Origin of the sequence: Streptococcus sp. HMSC076C08 (genome assembly GCF_001810825.1) — a bacterium.
Classification (GTDB): domain Bacteria; phylum Bacillota; class Bacilli; order Lactobacillales; family Streptococcaceae; genus Streptococcus.
The window spans coordinates 51,589-70,855 of the sequence record NZ_KV802721.1; the positions used below are offsets into that span (position 1 = coordinate 51,589).

Genomic DNA, 19,267 nt, shown 5'->3' on the forward strand with positions numbered 1-19,267 from the left:
TCTAGTTAGAGTATTTTTTCACAAAGTGCTTTTTCAGGATATTTTCCAAAAATTAGCTCAATCTTTTCATTACGGTTTTCAGACGCCATTGATACAAACAACCAGAAACAATCAAGCTGGCAATTAACCCAATCCAGTAGGCAAATGCCCCTAAGTCAGTTACTTGATCTAGTAGATATCCTAGTGGTATCGCTACTCCCCAATATCCGATTAAGCCAAGATAGAAAGGAACGATAGTGTCCTTATACCCTCTTAAAATTCCTTGGAGCGGAGCCGCAAAGGTATCAGCTAGCTGGAAAAAGAGACTGTAGGTTAGAAATACAGCAGTTGTTTCAATGAACTGAGAGTCATTCCCATATAGACTTGCTACACGATCTCTAAAAATGTAGAGAAAAGATAGGGTAAGACCTGCAAAAATAAGGGCGGTTACTCTCCCCAGACGAGCATAGATTTTTGCATCCTCAAAACGTTTGGCCCCCACCTCGTAAGACACAACAATCGCCATAGCAGAGGAAATACTCATAGGAAAAGCATACATGAGACTCGAAAAATTCATAGCTGACTGGTGACTGGCAATGATGAGCGATGAAAACTTAGCCATGATTAGTCCAACCACGGAGAAAATGGCTACTTCAGCAAATACGGTTCCCCCGATTGGTAGACCTAATCGAACACCTTCCTTGATTTTATCTATATTTAGTGGAATGCGTTTTTCAAGATGTAACGCTTTTAACCTTTCTTGTTTGAATAAAACAAGAATAGAAATCCCCAATAAAACCCAATAGGCTAGTGAAGTTCCTAGTCCTGCTCCTGCGCCACCAAGCTCAGGGAAACCGAAAGCTCCATATATCAAGAGATAGTTAAAACCACTATTGAGCGGAAGTAATAGGAGCATGAGGTACATAGATAGCTTGGTCAATCCAAGAGAATCCAACAAAGAGCGAATGACACTGAACAGCAACAAGGGAATAATTCCAATAGACAGGTACCAAAGATAGGAAACTGCAACTGCCGCCACTTGAGCTTCTAGTCCGATGTTGGTTAAGACAGGTGGCGCTAAGAATACTACCATTCCAAGCAAGACCAAAGACAGTCCGAAAGCCAAGTAGATAAATTGGTAAAAATCAGATGCTACTTCTTCCTTTTTGCCCCGTCCCAGATGATGGCCTATGATGGGAACCATGGCCGAAACAATCCCTGTTAAAAAAGTAAAGAAAGGATTCCATAGACTCGTTGCGGTTGACACCCCCGCCAAGTCCATGGTATTGTACTGCCCAGTCATGGTTGTATCAACAAAAGAGGCAGAATAATTGGCAAATTGATAGATCAGAATAGGGAAAAATATCTTAAGAAATAAGACAAACTTGTCTTTAAATTGATGGGTTGGATACATATACGCTCTCTATTCTTATAGTTTCTAGAGCAGAATCCCATCTAGTTTTGGTAGACAATTTGTCCCTTGCAGATGGTATATTTAACCTGCCCTTTTAAAGTTTCACCAATAAATGGTGAATTAGCTGCTTTTGAAGCAAAGTGGGAGTCCACAAGGCGGTCAGCCTTAGCATCAAAGATAGTGATATCCGCTGGACCATTCTCAGCCAAGTAACCAGCTTCAAAGTTGTAAAGTTTGGCTGGATTAACAGTCATTTTTTCAAGCAATTCCATCAAGCTTAGCTCACCAGCTTCCACCAAATAAGTTAAACCAAGAGAAAGAGAGGTTTCCAGACCGGTCATACCAGATGGCGCTTTGGTGATATCTTCAACATTTTTCTCATCTGCATGGTGAGGCGCGTGGTCTGTCGCGATAACTGTGATAACACCTGACTTGAGACCTTCGATAACGGCACGACGATCTGACTCCAAACGAAGCGGCGGATTCATCTTGGCATTGCTACCTTGAGTTAAAAGGAGAGCCTCCGTCTTAGAGAAATGCTGTGGCGCTACTTCTGCTGTGACTTGCGCTCCCAAACCTTGAGCGAATTCCACTACCTTGACACTTTCTTCTTTAGATAAATGCTGGATGTGAACATGGGCCTTTGTTGCATAGGCAATCATAACATCACGCGCAATCATAGCGTACTCAGCCACTCCTGTCGCTCCACAGATATGAAAATGTTCCTTAGCGATGTTTTCGTTAAATCCAAGAATCCCATTCAAACCTGGATCTTCCTCATGAAGACTAATAAAAGTATTAAGTTTTTTAGCTTCTTCCATGGCTTCCTTGACCACTTTACTGCTCTCAAGCGGAATACCGTCATCAGAAAAACCAACCGCACCTGCTTCTAAAAGCGCCTTAAAGTCTGTCAAGTCTTGGCCATTAAAGTTCTTGGTAATAGTCGCAACTGTCTTGACATTGATTTTTTCCTTGACAGCTGACTGAAGAACTTCTTGCAAAGTTTCTACGTCCGAAATGGTTGGACTAGTATTAGCCATCATGACAACCGTTGTAAAACCACCTGCAGCAGCCGCTAGTGCCCCAGTATGGATGTCCTCCTTGTGGGTCTGACCAGGTTCACGGAAATGAACATGAATATCAACTAGTCCAGGCGCAACTACAAGACCAGTAGCATCAATTAGCTCTGCTCCTTCTTCCTTGATTTCAGGGGCAATTTTGACAATTTTTCCATCTTGGACTAAAATATCACACACTTGATCCAAACCAGACTTAGGATCCATTACACGACCGTTTTTGATTAGTAGCATCTGCTTTCTCCTTTATTCATAGAAATCCACTTGGGTATCCAATAATTTGTCCCCATCATAAACAAACTTGGCTGAAAAGAAGGGTTTATCTTCTAAAAGCCACTCAACAAAAGTGTGATCACCCTCCCAAGTTGGCTTGCTCAAAACCTCGTCATAGGGAACCCATTCTAAAGTTCCTTCATTGCAGTCAACCAAGTCCCCCTCAAACTCCGTTACCTTAAAAACATAGGTGTACCAGTCTAAATCAGGCGTAAATTCTGGAAAAGTAATAACACCTTTTAGAACTGGCTTGGCTTTGAGCCCTGTTTCTTCGAGGATTTCACGCGCTGCACATTCCTGTGGAGTCTCCCCTCGCTCTAGCTTCCCACCCACACCAATCCATTTGCCTTCATGGACATCGTTGGGCTTCTTATTGCGATGGAGCATGAGCAGTTCTTTTCCGTTATCAATGTAGCAAATCGTCGCTAACTGAGGCATATTCTCTCCTTATCTAAACCAATCGATTGGCACTTGTCCTGTCTCTTTTAAGAATGCATTGGCCTTGGAAAAAGGCTTGGAACCCCAAAATCCTCTATAAACCGATAAAGGACTAGGATGGGCTGATTCGATAACCAAGTGGTGAGGATTGGTAACCAAGGCCTTCTTCTTGCGTGCATAAGCACCCCAGAGTACAAAGACTACAGGTCTGTCTAGATTATTGACAACCCGAATCACAGCATCTGTAAATGGCTCCCATATCTGCCCAGCATGACCATTGGCCTGCCCAGCAGGAACCGTCAAGCAAGCATTGAGAAGCAAGACTCCCTGCTCAGCCCAAGACGTCAAATCATGAGATTTCTTAACGCCGATATCATCTGACAATTCTTTTAAAATGTTTTGCAAGGACGGCGGAGCTGGGATTGAGTCAGGTACAGAAAAACTCAAACCCTGCGCTTGACCTGGCCCGTGATAGGGGTCTTGCCCTAGAATCACCACCTTCACTTCTTCAAGCGGTGTAGTCAAGAGAGCCTGAAAAACTTTTTCCTTAGGTGGATAAACAGTTCCCTGAGCATAGACCTGTTCCATAAATTGATTGATTTTCCCAAAATAACCTTCAGGTAATTGCTCCTTAATCAAAGCATGCCATGATGAGTGTTGCATCGCCAACTCCTTCATTTTTACTGCCTCTATTATAGCAAAAAGTGGCTATCTAAACCACTTTTTACAGTTTATCTAAACAATCCAGCAAGTCTTGGTAAGAATGGACTTCATAAGTTGGCTGGGCTTGTGTGTGATTTTCGAGGTGATGGGGATTGTACCAGATAGTATCAATTCCAGCATTATTACCACCTTGAATGTCAGCGGTTAGGGAATCTCCAATCATCAGGGCCTTTTCTTTATCAAGTCCAGCAATCTCTTGACCAATTTTTTCAAAGAATAGTGCATCAGGTTTTTGAGTTTGCAACTGTTCAGAGATAAAGACTTGGTTGAAATAGGGAGCCAGACCAGATTGAGCCAAACGACCTGTCTGAATGGCAGTAATGCCATTTGTCGCAGCATACAAGTCATAATCACGTTCGATGAGGCTGTCCAAGAGTTCATGAGCACCCGACAGAGTTTGTCCCTGTTGGGCTAAGTAAAATTGGTAACGCTGGGCAAGTAACCTACCGTCTTTTTCCTGTCCAAAATGAGCAAATAAACGAGAAAAGCGCGTGTTAACCAGTTCTTGTTTACTGATTTTCTTTTGCTCCAAGTCCTTCCAGAGAGCCTTGTTCATAGGAACGTAGTATTCTTTATAGACTTGAATATCCGCAACTCCTTCTTCCTTTAGAAGTTGCGTCAAAGCCACATCCTCAGCAGCATCAAAATCAAGCAAGGTGTGGTCAAGGTCGAAGAGTAGAAATTTGTAGGACAATTTGAGAGATTCCCTTTCTATACATGGTGCAAAATTTAACATTTTGTTCAAATCTGTTTACATTATACCATAAAAATAGTAGTCACCCCTCTAGTTGACTACTATCATAATTCTATTTCCTGCTCACTTTTGAAAGTAAAGATCACAGTTTTATTTTCTGTATTGACGACTTACTCAACAAATGTATTCCAAATTTTTCATTAAACTCTGTTATAAGCCCTACTTGCTGAGAGAAGGGACTAACAAAATTGGCTAGCTTCGTCCCTCGACCTTGTATATCATTTTTTAACTGTTAATTGCTAATCTGAATGTTATTTACTATCCATTATTAACCCCCTTTTTTATTTTCAAATAAATTGACAATAATATTATAAAATTCCAAAACAACAATACAATATGACTAGTCGAAATCACTGAAGTTTTGAAACTTTCAGAAATCGCTTCATAATATATATATGGTGATGTAGCAGACAATACTCTTTCAATATAGGGCAAAACTAGTATTGGAAATATCAACAAAGTAGCCAGTGCTACCATTGAGCTTTTGAAAAATAAGGTTAAATAATAGGCAATAAAAGAACACAAAGTAGTACTCAATACATAAGAAATGAATACTATCAAGTTAATTTTCTCAATCGTTCCTTTAAAAAATAGGAAGAAAGAGATAATCAAAAATGATAGAATCGCTTGTAATACACAGTCTATCAACTCTACTATAATGATTTTTTGTGCACTGCTATTTTTGTTTCCAGTTAATAAGTATACTATTTTAGATTCTGGATTCTCGACTTCCGTAGAACCATTTATCAATCCACCTATCATAAATAAATAAGATGCAATTATCAGTATTTGATTCATTGATAACAACACATAATTATCATTGATTTTAAATTTTATCAAACTAAGAATGCAAGCAAGTAGGATAAGTGTTAACTGACTTAAAATTTGTAGTTTCACTGTATTCAGGCTATATTTTTTATAAAAAAGAGCATATACTGTTTCATCCATAATTCTTGTTCCTCTTATGTTTATACCAATCTTTACAATACATCATAATAGTTACTATCGATGCCTGAGACAATAATAGTAATAAACCATACATTTCCGAAGGATTGTTATTTTCTACTCTACCAAACGCAAATGACTTTGCGCCTATTAAGGGTAATAAATTTTCAATTGTCGGAGAAACAACTCTTAGTATGCCTGATAGAGTTATAACAAGAAGACTTATAATAACAATGACAGATGGAATAGACTTCTTTGTTATTTTTACTAAAAACATTGAAAGCAATGCCAATGTTATTGAAAAGATAATAATTCTAAACGTTACTTCTAAAATAAGACCTATATTGAGATAGTCCTGTAATGTTTCGTCTAACATCACATAGAGCATTGCACTATTTACCAGAGATAAAACAACAGTAAACGTACTAGCTACAATCATTCCAGAACAAATCTGACCTGTTAAAACTGTATGCCATTTGGGTGTTAGTAATTTAGTTAATGATTCCTGGCCAAATTTATACTCCGTAGATAGAATCAGTGCAAACAAGATTGGAAAAAATAGAATACTTGATTGATAAGGAGAAGATAATATCGCATCTCTTACTGTTTGAAACTTTGTCAATTGACTAGTCATATCTTCAAGCATAACGATTTCTGTATTACCATTAGCTATCGCATTAATTACTTGAATATTTTGAAAGGTAAAGAATATACTGATTCCAATTACAATTGCTACACCCATCCAGAAAAGTGGCAAGGATAGGATTTTATATAGTTCACTACGCGTATTTTTCATCAAGTTTACCTCATCTCATTTGTAACAGATCTAAAATATGCTTCCTCAAAAGAACCATACTCTTCAAGAACATCTTTACTGCTACCATCAATAACGACTTTACCATTAGATAACCCTACAATTTTATCAACTGTAAGTTCTAATTCATTCATATAATGACTTGTGATTAGAACAATTTTATCGTCCTTTACAAATTCTCTTAGAAACTCTCTAACCCATCTAATTCCATCTGGATCAAGTCCATTAATCGGTTCATCAAAAATAAGTATTTTAGGATTCGCTAAAATAGCCGTAGCCAACCCCAGTCTTTGCTTCATTCCAAGAGAATAGTCTTTTATCTTTTTATTACCAACATCCTGAAGACCAACGATTTTTAAACATTCTAAACATCTCTGCTTATCTATACCACTAGTTAAAGCAATCCACCTCAAGTGATTATAGGCTGTCCTTGTGGGATTTGGTTGAAAACTATCTAGAAACGTCCCTACATATCTGAAGGGATATTTCCCCAATTCTCCATAATTTTTTCCATCAAAAGTTGCTCTTCCTTCATCTGGAGAAATCAGGCCAAGCAATATTTTAAGTAAAGTTGATTTTCCAGACCCATTTGGCCCAATTAATGCTGTTACCTCCCCTTCGTTTGCCGTAAACGAAATTTCTGAAAGAACAATCTTATCGCTAAAAGCTTTACTAACATTTTCTATTTTAATCATATACTCTTGTCCTCCTTTTACAAATAGAATTTTTTGAAAGTTTTATAAGTTCACCTCTACACTACACATGCATTGGCTATGAAGGGTGATACTCACTATTAGTGTAGATGATAAACCATCATCTGCATTTTATATTGTACAAAACAAATATCAAAAAAATATCAGAATTTCTAATTTTTAAATAAATCATTTTGACCCAATATTCCCTCACTTCTTTTGTATATGGTATAATACTCTTATAGTTTATGGACTGTCATTTAGAATAGCATATCTAACACTACCACAGTCACATATATTCTGGTGAAAACTTGTATAAAGAAAGCTCAATATCATTTTAAAAATACATCTAACCATTGTGACTGGAGTCGTATTTGAAATTGGATGAAATATGTGAGGAGAATTCACTTATGAAATATAAAATCCTGGTTATTGATGATGATATATCCATCTTAAGATTAGTACGAAATGTTCTAGAGCATAAAAACTTTGTCGTTGACACGCGAACTTCTATTCCAGAGATTGATATATGCCATTTTATCGGCTACGATTTGATTATTTTAGACATCATGATGCCACACAGTGGAATTGAAATTTGTAGGTATATCCGAGAATTTATTTCCGTGCCAATCATATTTCTAACATCAAAAAATTTGGAAGAGGATGTTGTATACGGCATACAGTCTGGTGCAGATGACTATATCACAAAGCCATTCAGCATTCCAGAGCTAGTAGCAAGAATACAGATGCATATCCGTAGAGAAGTACGCAATAATAATTCTAATGAAATTCTACAATTTGGACCAATCGCAATTGATAAAATTAAAGAAGAACTTAGGGTTGCAGATGTACATATACCCACTACAAAAAGAGAGTTCCAATTAATTTTATTACTCTCCAGCAATCCAAATAAAAAATTTTCAAACGTAGAACTTTTTGATTATCTTTACCCTCATGATTCTGAGACACAGGAAAGATCAATTACAGAGTATGTATACCAAATAAGGCAAAAATTAAAGCCTTATGAAATTAATCCGATTAAAACAATCTGGGGAGGTGGTTATCAGTGGACAGGTATCTAACTTTTAACCAAATGATTAAACAAACATATTTTAAGATTTTAAGACAATTCCTCATTAATCTTTTTCTATTTTATTTGCTACCGATGTCACTTACTGCATTTACTAATATTACTGAAAAAAATGCAGGGGCATTTACGATTTATTTCAGCACAGCTTCTTGGATTTATATTAGTCTGATTTTACTTTTTATCATTACTAAAAATATGAGAGATCTTTTAGAAAAGATTAAACAAGAAACAATCATTGTATATAATCAAAGTATACTAGGCGATACAAATGAAAATGACTCAGCTAAGTTGACCTTGATTGAACTGATTGAAACAAGACAAAAAATTCAAGAAATGCAGTCTACAATTAAAAAAATAATTCAATCTGAAAAGCAGCAAAAACAGGAATTAATGTTTCAAGTCTCGGCTGCAGCGCATGATTTGAAAACACCTTTAACTGTTATTCAAGGAAATGCTCAATTTTTACAATCTATGTATATTCCTGGAAATATAGGGCAATGTTTGGAAGACATTGATCTTGCCAGTCAACAACTTAATCTATACTTTAACCAACTCATCAATTATTCTAAAACATTCTATAATGATACTTCCAATTGGGAGAGTTTGTCTTCGGATTACTTATTTGAATTATTTGAACAAGAAATTAAGTTAATTACTGATAAAAAGGCCGATATTCAATTTTCAAACAACTTACCAGCCTCTATTTATTTAACGCTTAACCTAAACTTATTTCTAAGAGCTATCCTAAATATTGTAAATAATGCAATTGACCATTCCCAAAGTAGTTATCCAACAATAAAAATAAACTACAAATTAATAGATAATCAATTTTATATCTCAATATGGAATAGCGATTCTTCATTCACAGAAAATTTACTCGAAAAGTATGGACTATTATTCTATCAAGATAAACAAGCAACAGATTCAGAGAAACGAAGCAATTTTGGTATCGGGTTAGCGTTTGTTAAAAGGGTAGCTAAGATTCATGGAGGGCAAGTAAATTTGAGTAATTTTGATAATGGTGCTCTTGTCACTATTTGCATACCAATCTAGGCTATAATTTAAATTTAAAACTCAAATTGTATATACTACTCTATCAAAATATTCTCTTGAAATCTTGGATTAGTTTTACTAGAGTTTATATGTAATATTATACAAATGTTTCCAAGCTACTTTCCAGTCCTTTGTACTCATCAAGATAATGACCTAATTCCTCTTACATTATTCCTATTTATACTGCAACGTATTTCTATAAAAAAGTCTTGGAACAAGTTTGTTCCAAGACTTTTTTATAGACGACTGTATCAATTTACTATTCCAGTTTAAATTAATTGAGCTCTTTTGATATTGACAAATTTAGTAAAATATATCATTCTGACTCTAGTTTAGTAACTCTGTAGAAGCTTTATATTTTCATCATCTCACCCATCTATCTATCATCCTATATCAGAAAAAAAGCTATTCGAATCATTTTCTAGTCAACATTTCTCAGAATCAAGCTATTCTAAGCGTCTAACAGCTCAATTCCTTTAATATCAGTGTAATTCTAAACTTAGAATTACATCGATATAAATGTTTTGGTGCTATTCTAAGTTTATGACAAACCTAAATTTTAATTTTAGAAGGATTCTAAAGCTAGAATAGCTCTAAAATTACGAGCACTAAACTATTCGAAACTTATAAGAATCTTTTCCAACCTTCACAAGCACTTCAATTAACGTTTCTTACAATTCCTCTGATGAGCTTTGAGTTTTTTCAGAGCCCAATCATAGTGACTGGAGGTGGCACTCACAAAGTAGGAGCCTAGACTTGTCCCACCCGTCCATTTATAGATACCTATGGTAAAGAGTTGGTCATTACTGAAGCCTTCCATCAACTCTAAAACCTCTCTATGAGATTGATCGAGGAGTTTGGAGGCTTCTTCTAAGGAAGTTCTCTGGTGCTTCTTCCAAAAAGCGACATTCATTTCTCCATAAGTTTTCCAATTATAAGGTTCGGGGAGAAAAGGTCTTTCATGACCCTTTTGATTAGAATCTACCCAATTCAAAAGTAACTGATGCCATTCGTAGAGATGGATTAGAACATCCCGTAGATTTTTATCTCTTTTCCAGTGAGCTTCTTTTTTCTTTTGGTCTTTTGAAAAATCAAAAGGAGTCTGTAGCTCCTCTTCACTTAACTGAGAAATTAGGAGATTAAGTTTTTCATAGTTTCCCTTAGAGGCTAACACTAGATCCTCTTTTGTTTTTGGTCTAGGCATAGGAGTTCTCCCTTCGTTTTCTAGTAGGTTAAGGTGTTTTCTTACTTCATTATACCATAAGAAAACTGGCTGTTTCTCTCAACAACCAGTTTCTTCATTTTTTATGCTAATTCCTTACTGTTCTTCTTCTGAAGGAAAAGCGATCCTATAGTCAGCAAAGCAAAGGCAAGACCAACATACCAGTAGGGTTGATCTAGTGTCGTTGAACGACCTGAGAGGTTGACGATTCCGCGAAAGAGCATTCCAGCTGTTAGGACTGCAACTGCCGAGTTCCACAAGTTTAGACTGAGTCGTGCTAAATTTGGAATAATTTTCAACAAGATTACCAAAATGATACCTCCTACTAGAGGGACCACAAAGAGATAGTGCATGTGGAGGGAGGTCTCACCAAAACTAAAGGACTCGTAGATACGGCTAAATGCTAAGAAGAAAATAGTGAGGAGACTATAGCCAACGAGTATTTTTTTGAGGCGTTTGTTTTTGTTTTTAATAACCGATGTAGACAATATCACTCACCGCCCTTTCTGATATCTTGCTTCCACCTGTAGTCGGTTTATTGATTACCTGACCGTTAAAGTAGAGAGTTGAGGATCCACCACCATCAAGGTTATAGGCTGTCTTCACTCCGTAAGATTTCATCACTTCTGCCATCTGGTAAAGTGATAAGCCTTTGCTTTCAGAGGTACGACCATCCGAAACGACGATGATGTAGTGATTTTCATCGATAATCCCGATGGCAGTACGAGGATTCGATGACATGGCCTGACCGACTTCTGTATTGGTATCAACAGATATTTCTCCATTCTCAACTAGAGACGGACCAAATGCCAGTAAATTGACGACACCGTCCTGAACCAACTGATCGGCTGAAACTTGGTCCTCGTAGATGATTTTAAAGGAGCCGTCCTTGTAAATAGCAAGGTCACCGTTACTAGCGTCTTCACGGACACTGTCCCGATAGACAACTCCATTACGGATAACATAACCAGAACTATTGGCTCCATAGTAGTCACCGTTGACAGCTAGAATAGCATTGTTTTCAGCAGCCGTTACAGAGGTTTTAGCTGTGACGTTGGTTCCATAGGAGTTTTGAGCTAGAGCTGTTTTCAGATAGTCCGATGAACTAAGGGTTATATCTGCCACATAGACTTGCGTTTCATTGACAGTCTTTTCAGTGAGGGTGACACTGATATTTCCATCTGAATAGCTAGTATCCGTCACCTGGGCATTTTTTGCTGCCTGACTTGCTGCTGCGGTGTTAGAGGCTGAGCCGGTATTAGATACAGTGGAAATCGTTTCAGCGAGTACAAAGGTCTTCAACATTGAATAGGTAAAGGAGCTTGTCAGGAGCAAGCCCAAGACCGAAGCGTATAGATAGGGTTTCTTTAAAACTTTCATAATGGGCTACAGGTCCTTTCTTTGAAAATAAAGCGAGTTTGAACTGTCCAAGAGAGAATAAAGAGCATGATTCCGACAAGAATCTTCGCAATCAGCAAATTGACTCCAAGACCTGAATTAAAGAGACGAATCAGGATGGTGTCTAAGATAAAGAGACCAACTGCTAATCCAAAATAACCTGTTCCTGTTTTAAAACTGCTCGCCTTGTTCTTAAAGACCAATTTTTTGTTGGTAGAAAAGTTAAAGATGGAGCTAGTCACACGTGCCAAACCATTTGAGAGGAGAACATGAAGACCTGTCGGAATAAAGCTCAAGCATAGAATAGAGAGAGCGTAGACCACATAATCTACGATAAAACTACTAAAAGACGAGAGAGCAAACTTTAAAATATTTTTATAAATCATCAAGCCATCTCGAATAGGTCGGAAGTGAGAAGCCTCATTGTCGTTGATATAGACTGTTTCAATCGGAACTTCTAAGAGTGGGTAGGCTTGACTTGCTTCGAGGAGCATGTTCATCTCGTATTCATACCGTTGTCCTTCTACCTTGAGCATAAAAGGGATCATATCCGTTGAAAAGGCACGTAATCCTGTCTGTGTGTCGGATACAGCGACACCCGTTTGCAGTTTAAACAAGATACGAGTCAAGCTATTTCCAAAGCGACTACGCAAGGGAACCTTGCCAGTAAAGGCACGGACACCAAGGACAAGTGTATTAGGATTTTCATTTGATTTGGTCAAGCTGCGAAATATGTCCCAGATCCTGTGCTGTCCATCTGCGTCTGCTGTAACCACAGTCCCTGGCTTATTGAGAGACTGAATGTGCTCAAAAGCTGTTTTCAGAGCTTGACCTTTTCCTTGATTGACCTGGTGGTGAAGCACCGTCGCAAAATCCTTCGCTCGAGCAAAAATGTCTTGGCATTCTGCCGAACTTCCATCATCAATGACAATGATGTAAAAATCGCTCTTATTGTGAATCTTTTCAATCAATTTGATGAGATTGTAGTCAGGTTCGTAAGCTGGAATAACTAGATAGTTCATATTTACACCTCTTTCTTTGATGATTGGAAAAGTATACAAGTAAATGCTTAAAAATTCCTTATACTTAAATTAAAGTAAAATCAGATTTATTGTTTTTCTCATAAATTCGTTCAATCAAAGAAAGAAAAACTCTGTAAAAGCTATCTTCTACAGAGTTCGATTTGCATCTTTATAAAATGTCAGAAAATGATCTAGTACTTAATCACTGGTATCCATAATTCCATTTGATAGTCTGGTGACGACATGTCTCCTTCAGTATAGACTTCGAAGTCTGGCGCTCCTGAGTGGCGATAGCCTGTTTCAGGGAAAAAGACCTCCAAGACATATTTCCAAGCATTGTGAATGCTAGCTGGTATAGGGCCTTTGACTGGTACGATAGCATATTCAGCGGCTGGGACATCTTTGATGGACAGACCTAGTTCTTCTGCTTTAGCTTTATCCGTCACATCATAAGCAGCCATATAGTTGATGATTTCGCCTTCTTTGACATCCGAGCAGACACCAAAGGATTGCCCACTACCCAAACTTTCTAGGTTTTCAACGCTGTGATTGTTATAGAGATTCTCCCAAGCAGACGGGCACTGACTATTGTCAATAGCTTCCAATAGGACACCTGCCACGGTAAATGCAGGCTTCTTTTGAATCTTGATATCCATGTTCTTTCCTCCTGTAATCTTTAAGGATAATTGAAGTCTAGGAAAGACCCGATAAGGTTTTCCATTTCGAACTTCTGAGGGAGTTGCCCCATGGAATTTCTTAAAGGCCGCACTAAAAGCATCCGCAGAGTCGTAGCCATATTTCAGTGCTATATCGATGACTTTCTCAGAGTCTTCCCGCAAGTCTGTCACAGCTTCTGACAACCTGCGATTGCGCAAGTATTCTGCTAAAGTCATATCTGCTAGGATGGAAAATAGTCTACTAAAGAGAGGGTAAGAATAGCCCGATAACTGCTGAAATCTTTTCATATCCACTTCTCCAGTCAGCTGCTGCTCCAAATAATCCATGGTTTGATTGAATTGATGCATCATATTCTTCTTTTCTTACCTCCATAAGATACAAAGGTCGTTAAAAGCAAAGTGAAAATTGGAAAATTGACGGAGGGGCTCCTGCTCCGAGAAAATTTCATCTTTTTCACACAGCTTTTAGGCCGTGTTCAATTCTAACTATAGTCTAACAGATATAAGATACTTCCGCCCCAGAATTTTTGTACAAGATTTAAAGGTGTAAAATCTATAACTTATCTTTTAATTTCTCAACAAAGAGATAGGCTGCTGGGCAGGTCAAGGTATTCTTAATCGTCAAATGGTTGATTTGATGGATCTTTTTCCTATCTGTATGGGGAAATTCACGACAGGCCTTGGGACGAACATCATAGATGGAGCAGAGATTGTCTCCTCCTAGAAAGGGGCAAGGCATGGATTTGAAAACCTTATCCCCATCTTCATCCACCTGAAGGAATTCCGCTTCAAAAGCCGGTAATTTCATCTTAAAGTACTTAGCGATACGGATGATATCTGCTTCTTTAAAGTCAGGCCCCAAAGTCTTGCAACAGTTAGCACAGGCAGTACAATCAATCTCAGCAAAGACTTCTTGGTGAATCTGCTGCGCAATCTTATCTAAGTTTTTAGGAGGTTTTTTCTTTAGATTAGCTAACACTTTGCGGTGCTCCTTCTGCTTTTGCAGTGCTAGTTGGTGGTAATACTCAATATCAATCTCTTTAGACATAATTTCTTCCTAATACAAGTGTTTTTGTCTATTATACCATAAACTCTGCCCCCTTTTTGCTCCCTGAACAGAAAAAAAGCCCTTCGGAAAAAATCCGAGGGGCTAAAAACGTTGTTAAATCAACGATAATTTTTCAAGTTATCTATTAAAAATAATCATTAATCCTATCTTCAAACCAGTTTCTTCTCCTAGCTCTAGATAATTCCAAGTTAATAGAAAATTTTCCAACTGTAAATGCACTATATAGACAAATCACAAATTTTTCAAACCAATTCATTTCTTCGATATATTGTTTAAAGCAAAGATAACAATAATGTTCTTGTAACGGCTCTAATGCTTTTATACGTTCCCTATTATTATCGGCATATTTTTCATTTATTTCATGATAACGTTTTGAAAAATCAGGATCATGTTCAATTTCGTCATCAAATGTTGCCATTGCAAAATCTAACGAACTAATATAATACCCCTCTATCAGTGCTCGTCTAGAAAAAACAATTAATGCTATGAATGCAGCGATTAAAGCGAGAACACCTCCGACCATATCCCAAAATTCAGAGGCATAAAAATTTCCAGAGATTAGATAGTTAAAGCCGAAAAGAATAGCCACAAAAAGAATTATCCATAATAAACCTTTAGCGATAAAATCCGTTCCAAATGATCTACGTTCCCATTTTTGCTTAATCTTCAAGTTTATCTCCTTTTTTGAGGTCTATTATATTTTATCATACAATCAACTAGATATCTACCAACTCATGATACGCTCCCATATTCGGTAATGGAATAATACTAAAATACAAATCTGAGTAAGTTTCAAACCATTTATTCAGCTTGTTATAGGCTGGCGACTGACTAACAAATAATATACGTTGACAAGCTCCAGTCAAAAAAGCACTAAGGGGAAGAGTCCCAAAGTGCTTTTTTATAGCTTTACAGCCTCTAATCAAATAAAGAGCTTATTTTTTCAAGTTGTAGAATGATTTCAATCCACGGTATTCAGCAACTTCACCAAGTTGATCTTCGATACGAAGCAATTGGTTGTATTTAGCGATACGGTCTGTACGTGAAAGTGAACCAGTCTTGATTTGTCCTGCGTTAGTTGCAACTGCGATGTCAGCAATTGTTGAATCTTCAGTTTCACCTGAACGGTGTGATACAACGGCAGTGTAACCAGCTTCTTTCGCCATTTCGATAGCGTCGAATGTTTCAGTAAGAGTACCGATTTGGTTAACTTTGATAAGGATTGAGTTAGCAGCACCTTCTGCAATACCTTTTTCAAGGTAAGAAGTGTTTGTTACGAAGAAGTCGTCACCAACCAATTGTACTTTACCACCAAGACGTTCAGTAAGAGCTTTCCAACCGTCCCAGTCGTTTTCGTCCATACCATCTTCGATAGTGATGATTGGGTATTTGTTTACCAATTCTTCAAGGTAGTCGATTTGTTCTGCAGCAGTACGTACAGCTGCTCCTTCACCTTCGAATTTAGTGTAGTCGTAAACTTTACGTTCTTTATCGTAGAATTCTGATGAAGCACAGTCAAATCCGATAAATACGTCTTTACCAGGAACATATCCAGCAGCTTCGATCGCAGCAAGGATAGTTTCAACACCGTCTTCAGTTCCTTCAAAACGAGGAGCGAATCCACCTTCATCACCTACGGCAGTTTCCAAACCACGTGATTTAAGGATTTTCTTAAGAGCGTGGAAGATTTCAGCACCCCAACGAAGAGCTTCTTTGAATGATGGTGCACCAGCAGGTACGATCATGAATTCTTGGAAAGCGATTGGAGCGTCAGAGTGAGAACCACCGTTGATGATGTTCATCATTGGAGTTGGAAGAACTTTAGTGTTGAATCCACCAAGGTAGCTGTAAAGTGGGATTTCAAGGTAGTCAGCAGCAGCACGAGCTACAGCGATAGACACACCAAGAATTGCGTTTGCACCCAATTTACCTTTGTTAGGAGTACCGTCAAGTGCGATCATAGCACGGTCGATAGCTTGTTGGTCACGTACATCGTAGCCGATGATTGCTTCAGCGATGATGTTGTTTACGTTGTCAACAGCTTTTTGTGTACCAAGACCACCGTAACGAGATTTGTCACCGTCGCGAAGTTCAACTGCTTCGTGTTCACCAGTAGAAGCTCCTGATGGAACCATACCACGTCCGAAAGCACCTGATTCAGTATAAACTTCTACTTCAAGTGTAGGGTTACCGCGTGAGTCTAGGACTTCGCGAGCGTAAACATCAGTAATAATTGACATTTTTTACTCTCCTTTGAGTTAAATTTTTTACACCTCTATGATACCTTAAAAATAAGCGTTTTTCAAGAAAAAACGTTATCTTTGTGCAAATTTTCCTTAACTTTATAAAGTAATCGCTTTCTTTTGTCTGTTTTCTTGCGATTTTTGTGATATACTGTTTTTATGACAGATTTATCAAAACAACTACTAGAAAAAGCTCATGGTGGGCCGAAATTAAACCCAGATGAACAACGCCGCTATCTCGGAACTTTTGAGGAAAGAGTTCTTGGCTACGCTGATATCAGTACTGCCAATAGTCCTGAATTAGAACATGGATTTTTCTCTATTTTAGAAAGCTTTCAAGAAAAGGTAGAGGCACTTTTTGTGAAGATCTCTCCAAATATAGAGTTTGACAAACAGGTCTTTTACTTAAAACAAGCAAAGGAAAGCAACTGTCAGGCGACTATTGTTTCAGATGATCATATCACCTCTCCTTTCGGTCTTGTCATTCATACAAATGAACCTGTTCAAGTAGACGAAAAGGACCTTAGACTTGCATTCTCAAGCCTCTGGGAAGAGAAAAAGGCAGAGCCACCTAAAAAATCCATCTGGAAGAAATGGTTTGGTTAATGATTTCTCATATTTAATAAACGACCAATATTAGTAGATGTGTGCTCCAAATAGAGACTTGCATTTTTCAAACTGTCTTCCAAAAGTTCACTTTTCTCTAAAATGGAAAAGGCTGCTTGTATATTTTCGAATGGTAGGGAAGGTAAATCCTCGGAAAGACTACCACAAATAGCGATAACTGGAACTCCTTCAGGAGTTCTTTTTGCTACACCAATAGGAGCTTTTCCAGCAAAGCTTTGACTGTCCAGTCTACCTTCTCCAACGATAACCAAGTCGGCCCCTGCAACTTTCTTGTCAAAGTCAATCAAATCTAAGCAAGTGTCAATACCAGATACGATACAGGCCTCAGCAAAGGCACAGAGCCCAGCCGCAATCCCACCACCAGCTCCCGCTCCCTTCAGAGACAGGGTTGATGGCGAGAATTTTTCATAAAACTCCTGTATAGCCAAATCTACTGTCTCAAACAAAGCAGGATCCAAGCCCTTTTGTTTTCCAAATGTATAGGTTGCCCCTTGATGACCACATAGAGGGCTCACAACATCTGCTAAAATGCGGATTTTCACATCTTCAGGAATCCTATACAACTTGCTATTTGAAACTGACTCGAACTCAAGCAAAGTCTGACCGCAAGCTGGCAATTCTTTTCCATTCTTGTCATAAAAACGATAACCCAGACCAGCAGCGATGCCTATTCCACCGTCATTACTAGCCGTACCACCAACTCCGATATAGATTTCTTTCATCCCTTGATCAATGAGATGGCGAATCAACTCTCCAATACCTTGAGTTTGGATGTGGAGAGGGTTTCGTTTCTCCTGCGGAATCTTTCCTAAACCAACCAAGTCAGCAACTTCAAAGAGCGCTATTTGGCCTTTTTGAAAGTAGCGCATGGATTCTTTTAGGCCAAAAGGTCCTGTCACCTCTTGCCATTTTTCTTCGAGTTCAAGAGAATGTCGAATAGCATCTTCAGTTCCTTCCCCACCATCACCTACAGGGCAAAGCAGACATTCTACATCTGCTATTGACCGTTCAAAACCCCTTTTTATAGCTTTGGCGACCTCTTCTGCCGTCAAACTTTCTTTAAAAGAATCGGGTGCAATTACAATTTTCATAGTTCCCTCTCATTCTAAGAAATCAATCAAAGGTAGAACTTCTAAAAGATCCCTCGTATCTATATGACAAGTTATCTCTGTTTTTACGATCTCCTTGGCACAAAAGGCTATACCGTGACCTGCTGACTTTAACATCAAGAGATCATTGGCACCATCACCGATGGCAATCGTTCTTTCTTTGGGCAGTTCTAATTCCTTTCTCAATCTCTCAAGAGTAGCTTTTTTTACTTGACCTGTCACAATTTCACCAACTAATTTACCTGTTAAAAAGTCGTCTTTGACTTCCAACTGGTTAGCGGAGAAATAGGAGATACCAAGGGATTCTGCTAATCTCTCAACTATTGGTGCAAATCCACCAGACACTAGACCGACTAGGATGCCCTTCTTTTGAAGTATGGAGATAAATTCTTGAGTATTCTTGGACAGATGAATGGATTTGAAGACAGTATCAAAGACCGAAACCGGAAGACCTTTTAACAAAGCTACCCTCGCTCGCAAACTTGTTTCAAAGTCCAGTTCATCTCGCATTGCCTGTCTTGTAATCTGTGAAATTTCTTCTTCGCAACCTGCTTCTCTTCCTAAAAGATCAATCACTTCTTCTGCTATCAGGGTGCCGTCAACGTCCATGACACACAAGCCTTTTACTTGAGACATAAACTTTCCTTTC

General features: G+C 38.1%; 21 protein-coding genes. 3 read left to right on the forward strand and 18 right to left on the reverse strand.

All coding sequences use genetic code 11. From position 1 onward, the window contains the following. Positions 1-52: 52 nt before the first annotated feature. The 8 genes from HMPREF2766_RS01815 to HMPREF2766_RS01850 all read right to left on the reverse strand — a co-directional run bounded on the left by HMPREF2766_RS01815 (position 53) and on the right by HMPREF2766_RS01850 (position 7,111). Complete coding sequence (locus tag HMPREF2766_RS01815) at positions 53-1,393, reverse strand: MATE family efflux transporter (RefSeq protein WP_000283627.1); 1,341 nt, start codon at positions 1,391-1,393, stop codon at positions 53-55. Positions 1,394-1,434: 41 nt separating this feature from the next. Further along, positions 1,435-2,703, reverse strand: coding sequence for a dihydroorotase (locus HMPREF2766_RS01820; RefSeq protein ID WP_070567397.1), 1,269 nt, complete (start codon positions 2,701-2,703; stop codon positions 1,435-1,437). 12 nt (positions 2,704-2,715) lie between these two features. Next, positions 2,716-3,180, reverse strand: a complete 465-nt coding sequence (locus tag HMPREF2766_RS01825) for an NUDIX hydrolase (protein ID WP_070567399.1) — start codon at positions 3,178-3,180, stop codon at positions 2,716-2,718. Between the two features lie 9 nt (positions 3,181-3,189). After that, positions 3,190-3,843, reverse strand: coding sequence for a uracil-DNA glycosylase (locus HMPREF2766_RS01830; protein ID WP_001164853.1), 654 nt, complete (start codon positions 3,841-3,843; stop codon positions 3,190-3,192). A gap of 61 nt (positions 3,844-3,904) precedes the next feature. Then, a complete protein-coding gene (locus HMPREF2766_RS01835) occupies positions 3,905-4,597 on the reverse strand; it encodes a pyrimidine 5'-nucleotidase PynA (protein WP_070567401.1) in 693 nt (230 codons plus the stop codon). A gap of 318 nt (positions 4,598-4,915) precedes the next feature. Then, complete coding sequence (locus tag HMPREF2766_RS01840) at positions 4,916-5,605, reverse strand: hypothetical protein (protein WP_070567403.1); 690 nt, start codon at positions 5,603-5,605, stop codon at positions 4,916-4,918. Continuing rightward, on the reverse strand, positions 5,598-6,398 hold the full coding sequence (locus tag HMPREF2766_RS01845) for a hypothetical protein (protein ID WP_070567405.1): 801 nt from the start codon (positions 6,396-6,398) through the stop codon (positions 5,598-5,600). Before HMPREF2766_RS01845 ends, HMPREF2766_RS01840 begins: the two co-directional genes overlap by 8 nt. Positions 6,399-6,403: 5 nt before the next feature. Next, the gene (locus HMPREF2766_RS01850; protein WP_070567407.1) at positions 6,404-7,111 is read right to left on the reverse strand and encodes an ABC transporter ATP-binding protein; all 708 of its coding nucleotides are present in this window, start codon (positions 7,109-7,111) and stop codon (positions 6,404-6,406) included. Positions 7,112-7,518: 407 nt separating this feature from the next. On the opposite strand from HMPREF2766_RS01850, the gene HMPREF2766_RS01855 reads away from it, so the two are divergent. Together HMPREF2766_RS01855 and HMPREF2766_RS01860 are read left to right on the forward strand one after the other, a co-directional pair. Further along, positions 7,519-8,190 (forward strand): response regulator transcription factor, encoded by a 672-nt coding sequence (locus HMPREF2766_RS01855; protein ID WP_070567409.1) that lies wholly within the window; start codon positions 7,519-7,521, stop codon positions 8,188-8,190. Beyond that, on the forward strand, positions 8,175-9,251 hold the full coding sequence (locus HMPREF2766_RS01860) for a sensor histidine kinase (RefSeq protein WP_070567411.1): 1,077 nt from the start codon (positions 8,175-8,177) through the stop codon (positions 9,249-9,251). The genes HMPREF2766_RS01855 and HMPREF2766_RS01860 overlap by 16 nt, the downstream gene beginning before the upstream one ends. Positions 9,252-9,912: 661 nt before the next feature. On the opposite strand, the gene HMPREF2766_RS01865 is transcribed toward HMPREF2766_RS01860, so the two are convergent. The 8 genes from HMPREF2766_RS01865 to eno all read right to left on the reverse strand — a co-directional run bounded on the left by HMPREF2766_RS01865 (position 9,913) and on the right by eno (position 16,879). After that, positions 9,913-10,455, reverse strand: coding sequence for a ClbS/DfsB family four-helix bundle protein (locus HMPREF2766_RS01865; RefSeq protein WP_070567413.1), 543 nt, complete (start codon positions 10,453-10,455; stop codon positions 9,913-9,915). 101 nt (positions 10,456-10,556) lie between these two features. Further along, complete coding sequence (locus HMPREF2766_RS01870) at positions 10,557-10,967, reverse strand: hypothetical protein (RefSeq protein ID WP_070567415.1); 411 nt, start codon at positions 10,965-10,967, stop codon at positions 10,557-10,559. Beyond that, a complete protein-coding gene (locus HMPREF2766_RS01875; RefSeq protein WP_070567417.1) occupies positions 10,942-11,853 on the reverse strand; it encodes a phosphodiester glycosidase family protein in 912 nt (303 codons plus the stop codon). Before HMPREF2766_RS01875 ends, HMPREF2766_RS01870 begins: the two co-directional genes overlap by 26 nt. Further along, positions 11,850-12,893, reverse strand: coding sequence for a bifunctional glycosyltransferase family 2/GtrA family protein (locus tag HMPREF2766_RS01880; protein WP_001108588.1), 1,044 nt, complete (start codon positions 12,891-12,893; stop codon positions 11,850-11,852). Before HMPREF2766_RS01880 ends, HMPREF2766_RS01875 begins: the two co-directional genes overlap by 4 nt. Before the next feature lie 191 nt (positions 12,894-13,084). Further along, positions 13,085-13,921 carry an AraC family transcriptional regulator gene (locus tag HMPREF2766_RS01885; protein ID WP_070567419.1) on the reverse strand — a complete coding sequence of 279 codons (837 nt, stop codon included), beginning with the start codon at positions 13,919-13,921 and terminating at the stop codon, positions 13,085-13,087. Between the two features lie 202 nt (positions 13,922-14,123). Beyond that, positions 14,124-14,618 (reverse strand): YkgJ family cysteine cluster protein, encoded by a 495-nt coding sequence (locus HMPREF2766_RS01890; RefSeq protein ID WP_070567421.1) that lies wholly within the window; start codon positions 14,616-14,618, stop codon positions 14,124-14,126. Positions 14,619-14,763: 145 nt separating this feature from the next. After that, a complete protein-coding gene (locus tag HMPREF2766_RS01895; protein WP_070567423.1) occupies positions 14,764-15,309 on the reverse strand; it encodes a hypothetical protein in 546 nt (181 codons plus the stop codon). A gap of 265 nt (positions 15,310-15,574) precedes the next feature. Further along, entirely contained in the window at positions 15,575-16,879 is a 1,305-nt protein-coding gene (gene eno, locus HMPREF2766_RS01900; RefSeq protein WP_000022821.1) for a surface-displayed alpha-enolase, read from the reverse strand. Positions 16,880-17,041: 162 nt separating this feature from the next. Between eno and HMPREF2766_RS01905 the strand changes: the two genes are divergently transcribed. Continuing rightward, positions 17,042-17,488: a YueI family protein gene (locus HMPREF2766_RS01905; protein ID WP_049500679.1), complete on the forward strand. Its 447-nt coding sequence runs from the start codon at positions 17,042-17,044 to the stop codon at positions 17,486-17,488. Here HMPREF2766_RS01905 and HMPREF2766_RS01910 read toward each other — a convergent pair. Next, positions 17,485-18,600: a glycerate kinase gene (locus HMPREF2766_RS01910; RefSeq protein ID WP_070567425.1), complete on the reverse strand. Its 1,116-nt coding sequence runs from the start codon at positions 18,598-18,600 to the stop codon at positions 17,485-17,487. The two genes, HMPREF2766_RS01905 and HMPREF2766_RS01910, sit on opposite strands and share 4 nt — an antisense overlap. A 9-nt stretch (positions 18,601-18,609) precedes the next feature. Beyond that, positions 18,610-19,254, reverse strand: coding sequence for a phosphoserine phosphatase SerB (gene serB, locus HMPREF2766_RS01915; protein WP_070567427.1), 645 nt, complete (start codon positions 19,252-19,254; stop codon positions 18,610-18,612). Between the last annotated feature and the right edge of the window lie 13 nt (positions 19,255-19,267).

Excerpts from the sequence above, each read along its gene's own strand:
- HMPREF2766_RS01815 (WP_000283627.1), bottom strand. The coding sequence starts at position 1,393 with ATGTATCCAACCCATCAATTTAAAGACAAGTTTGTCTTATTTCTTAAG.
- HMPREF2766_RS01820 (WP_070567397.1), bottom strand. The coding sequence starts at position 2,703 with ATGCTACTAATCAAAAACGGTCGTGTAATGGATCCTAAGTCTGGTTTG.
- HMPREF2766_RS01825 (WP_070567399.1), bottom strand. The coding sequence starts at position 3,180 with ATGCCTCAGTTAGCGACGATTTGCTACATTGATAACGGAAAAGAACTG.
- HMPREF2766_RS01830 (WP_001164853.1), bottom strand. The coding sequence starts at position 3,843 with ATGCAACACTCATCATGGCATGCTTTGATTAAGGAGCAATTACCTGAA.
- HMPREF2766_RS01840 (WP_070567403.1), bottom strand. The coding sequence starts at position 5,605 with ATGGATGAAACAGTATATGCTCTTTTTTATAAAAAATATAGCCTGAAT.
- HMPREF2766_RS01845 (WP_070567405.1), bottom strand. The coding sequence starts at position 6,398 with ATGAAAAATACGCGTAGTGAACTATATAAAATCCTATCCTTGCCACTT.
- HMPREF2766_RS01850 (WP_070567407.1), bottom strand. The coding sequence starts at position 7,111 with ATGATTAAAATAGAAAATGTTAGTAAAGCTTTTAGCGATAAGATTGTT.
- HMPREF2766_RS01855 (WP_070567409.1), top strand. The coding sequence starts at position 7,519 with ATGAAATATAAAATCCTGGTTATTGATGATGATATATCCATCTTAAGA.
- HMPREF2766_RS01865 (WP_070567413.1), bottom strand. The coding sequence starts at position 10,455 with ATGCCTAGACCAAAAACAAAAGAGGATCTAGTGTTAGCCTCTAAGGGA.
- HMPREF2766_RS01875 (WP_070567417.1), bottom strand. The coding sequence starts at position 11,853 with ATGAAAGTTTTAAAGAAACCCTATCTATACGCTTCGGTCTTGGGCTTG.
- HMPREF2766_RS01880 (WP_001108588.1), bottom strand. The coding sequence starts at position 12,893 with ATGAACTATCTAGTTATTCCAGCTTACGAACCTGACTACAATCTCATC.
- HMPREF2766_RS01885 (WP_070567419.1), bottom strand. The coding sequence starts at position 13,921 with ATGATGCATCAATTCAATCAAACCATGGATTATTTGGAGCAGCAGCTG.
- HMPREF2766_RS01890 (WP_070567421.1), bottom strand. The coding sequence starts at position 14,618 with ATGTCTAAAGAGATTGATATTGAGTATTACCACCAACTAGCACTGCAA.
- eno (WP_000022821.1), bottom strand. The coding sequence starts at position 16,879 with ATGTCAATTATTACTGATGTTTACGCTCGCGAAGTCCTAGACTCACGC.
- HMPREF2766_RS01905 (WP_049500679.1), top strand. The coding sequence starts at position 17,042 with ATGACAGATTTATCAAAACAACTACTAGAAAAAGCTCATGGTGGGCCG.
- HMPREF2766_RS01910 (WP_070567425.1), bottom strand. The coding sequence starts at position 18,600 with ATGAAAATTGTAATTGCACCCGATTCTTTTAAAGAAAGTTTGACGGCA.
- serB (WP_070567427.1), bottom strand. The coding sequence starts at position 19,254 with ATGTCTCAAGTAAAAGGCTTGTGTGTCATGGACGTTGACGGCACCCTG.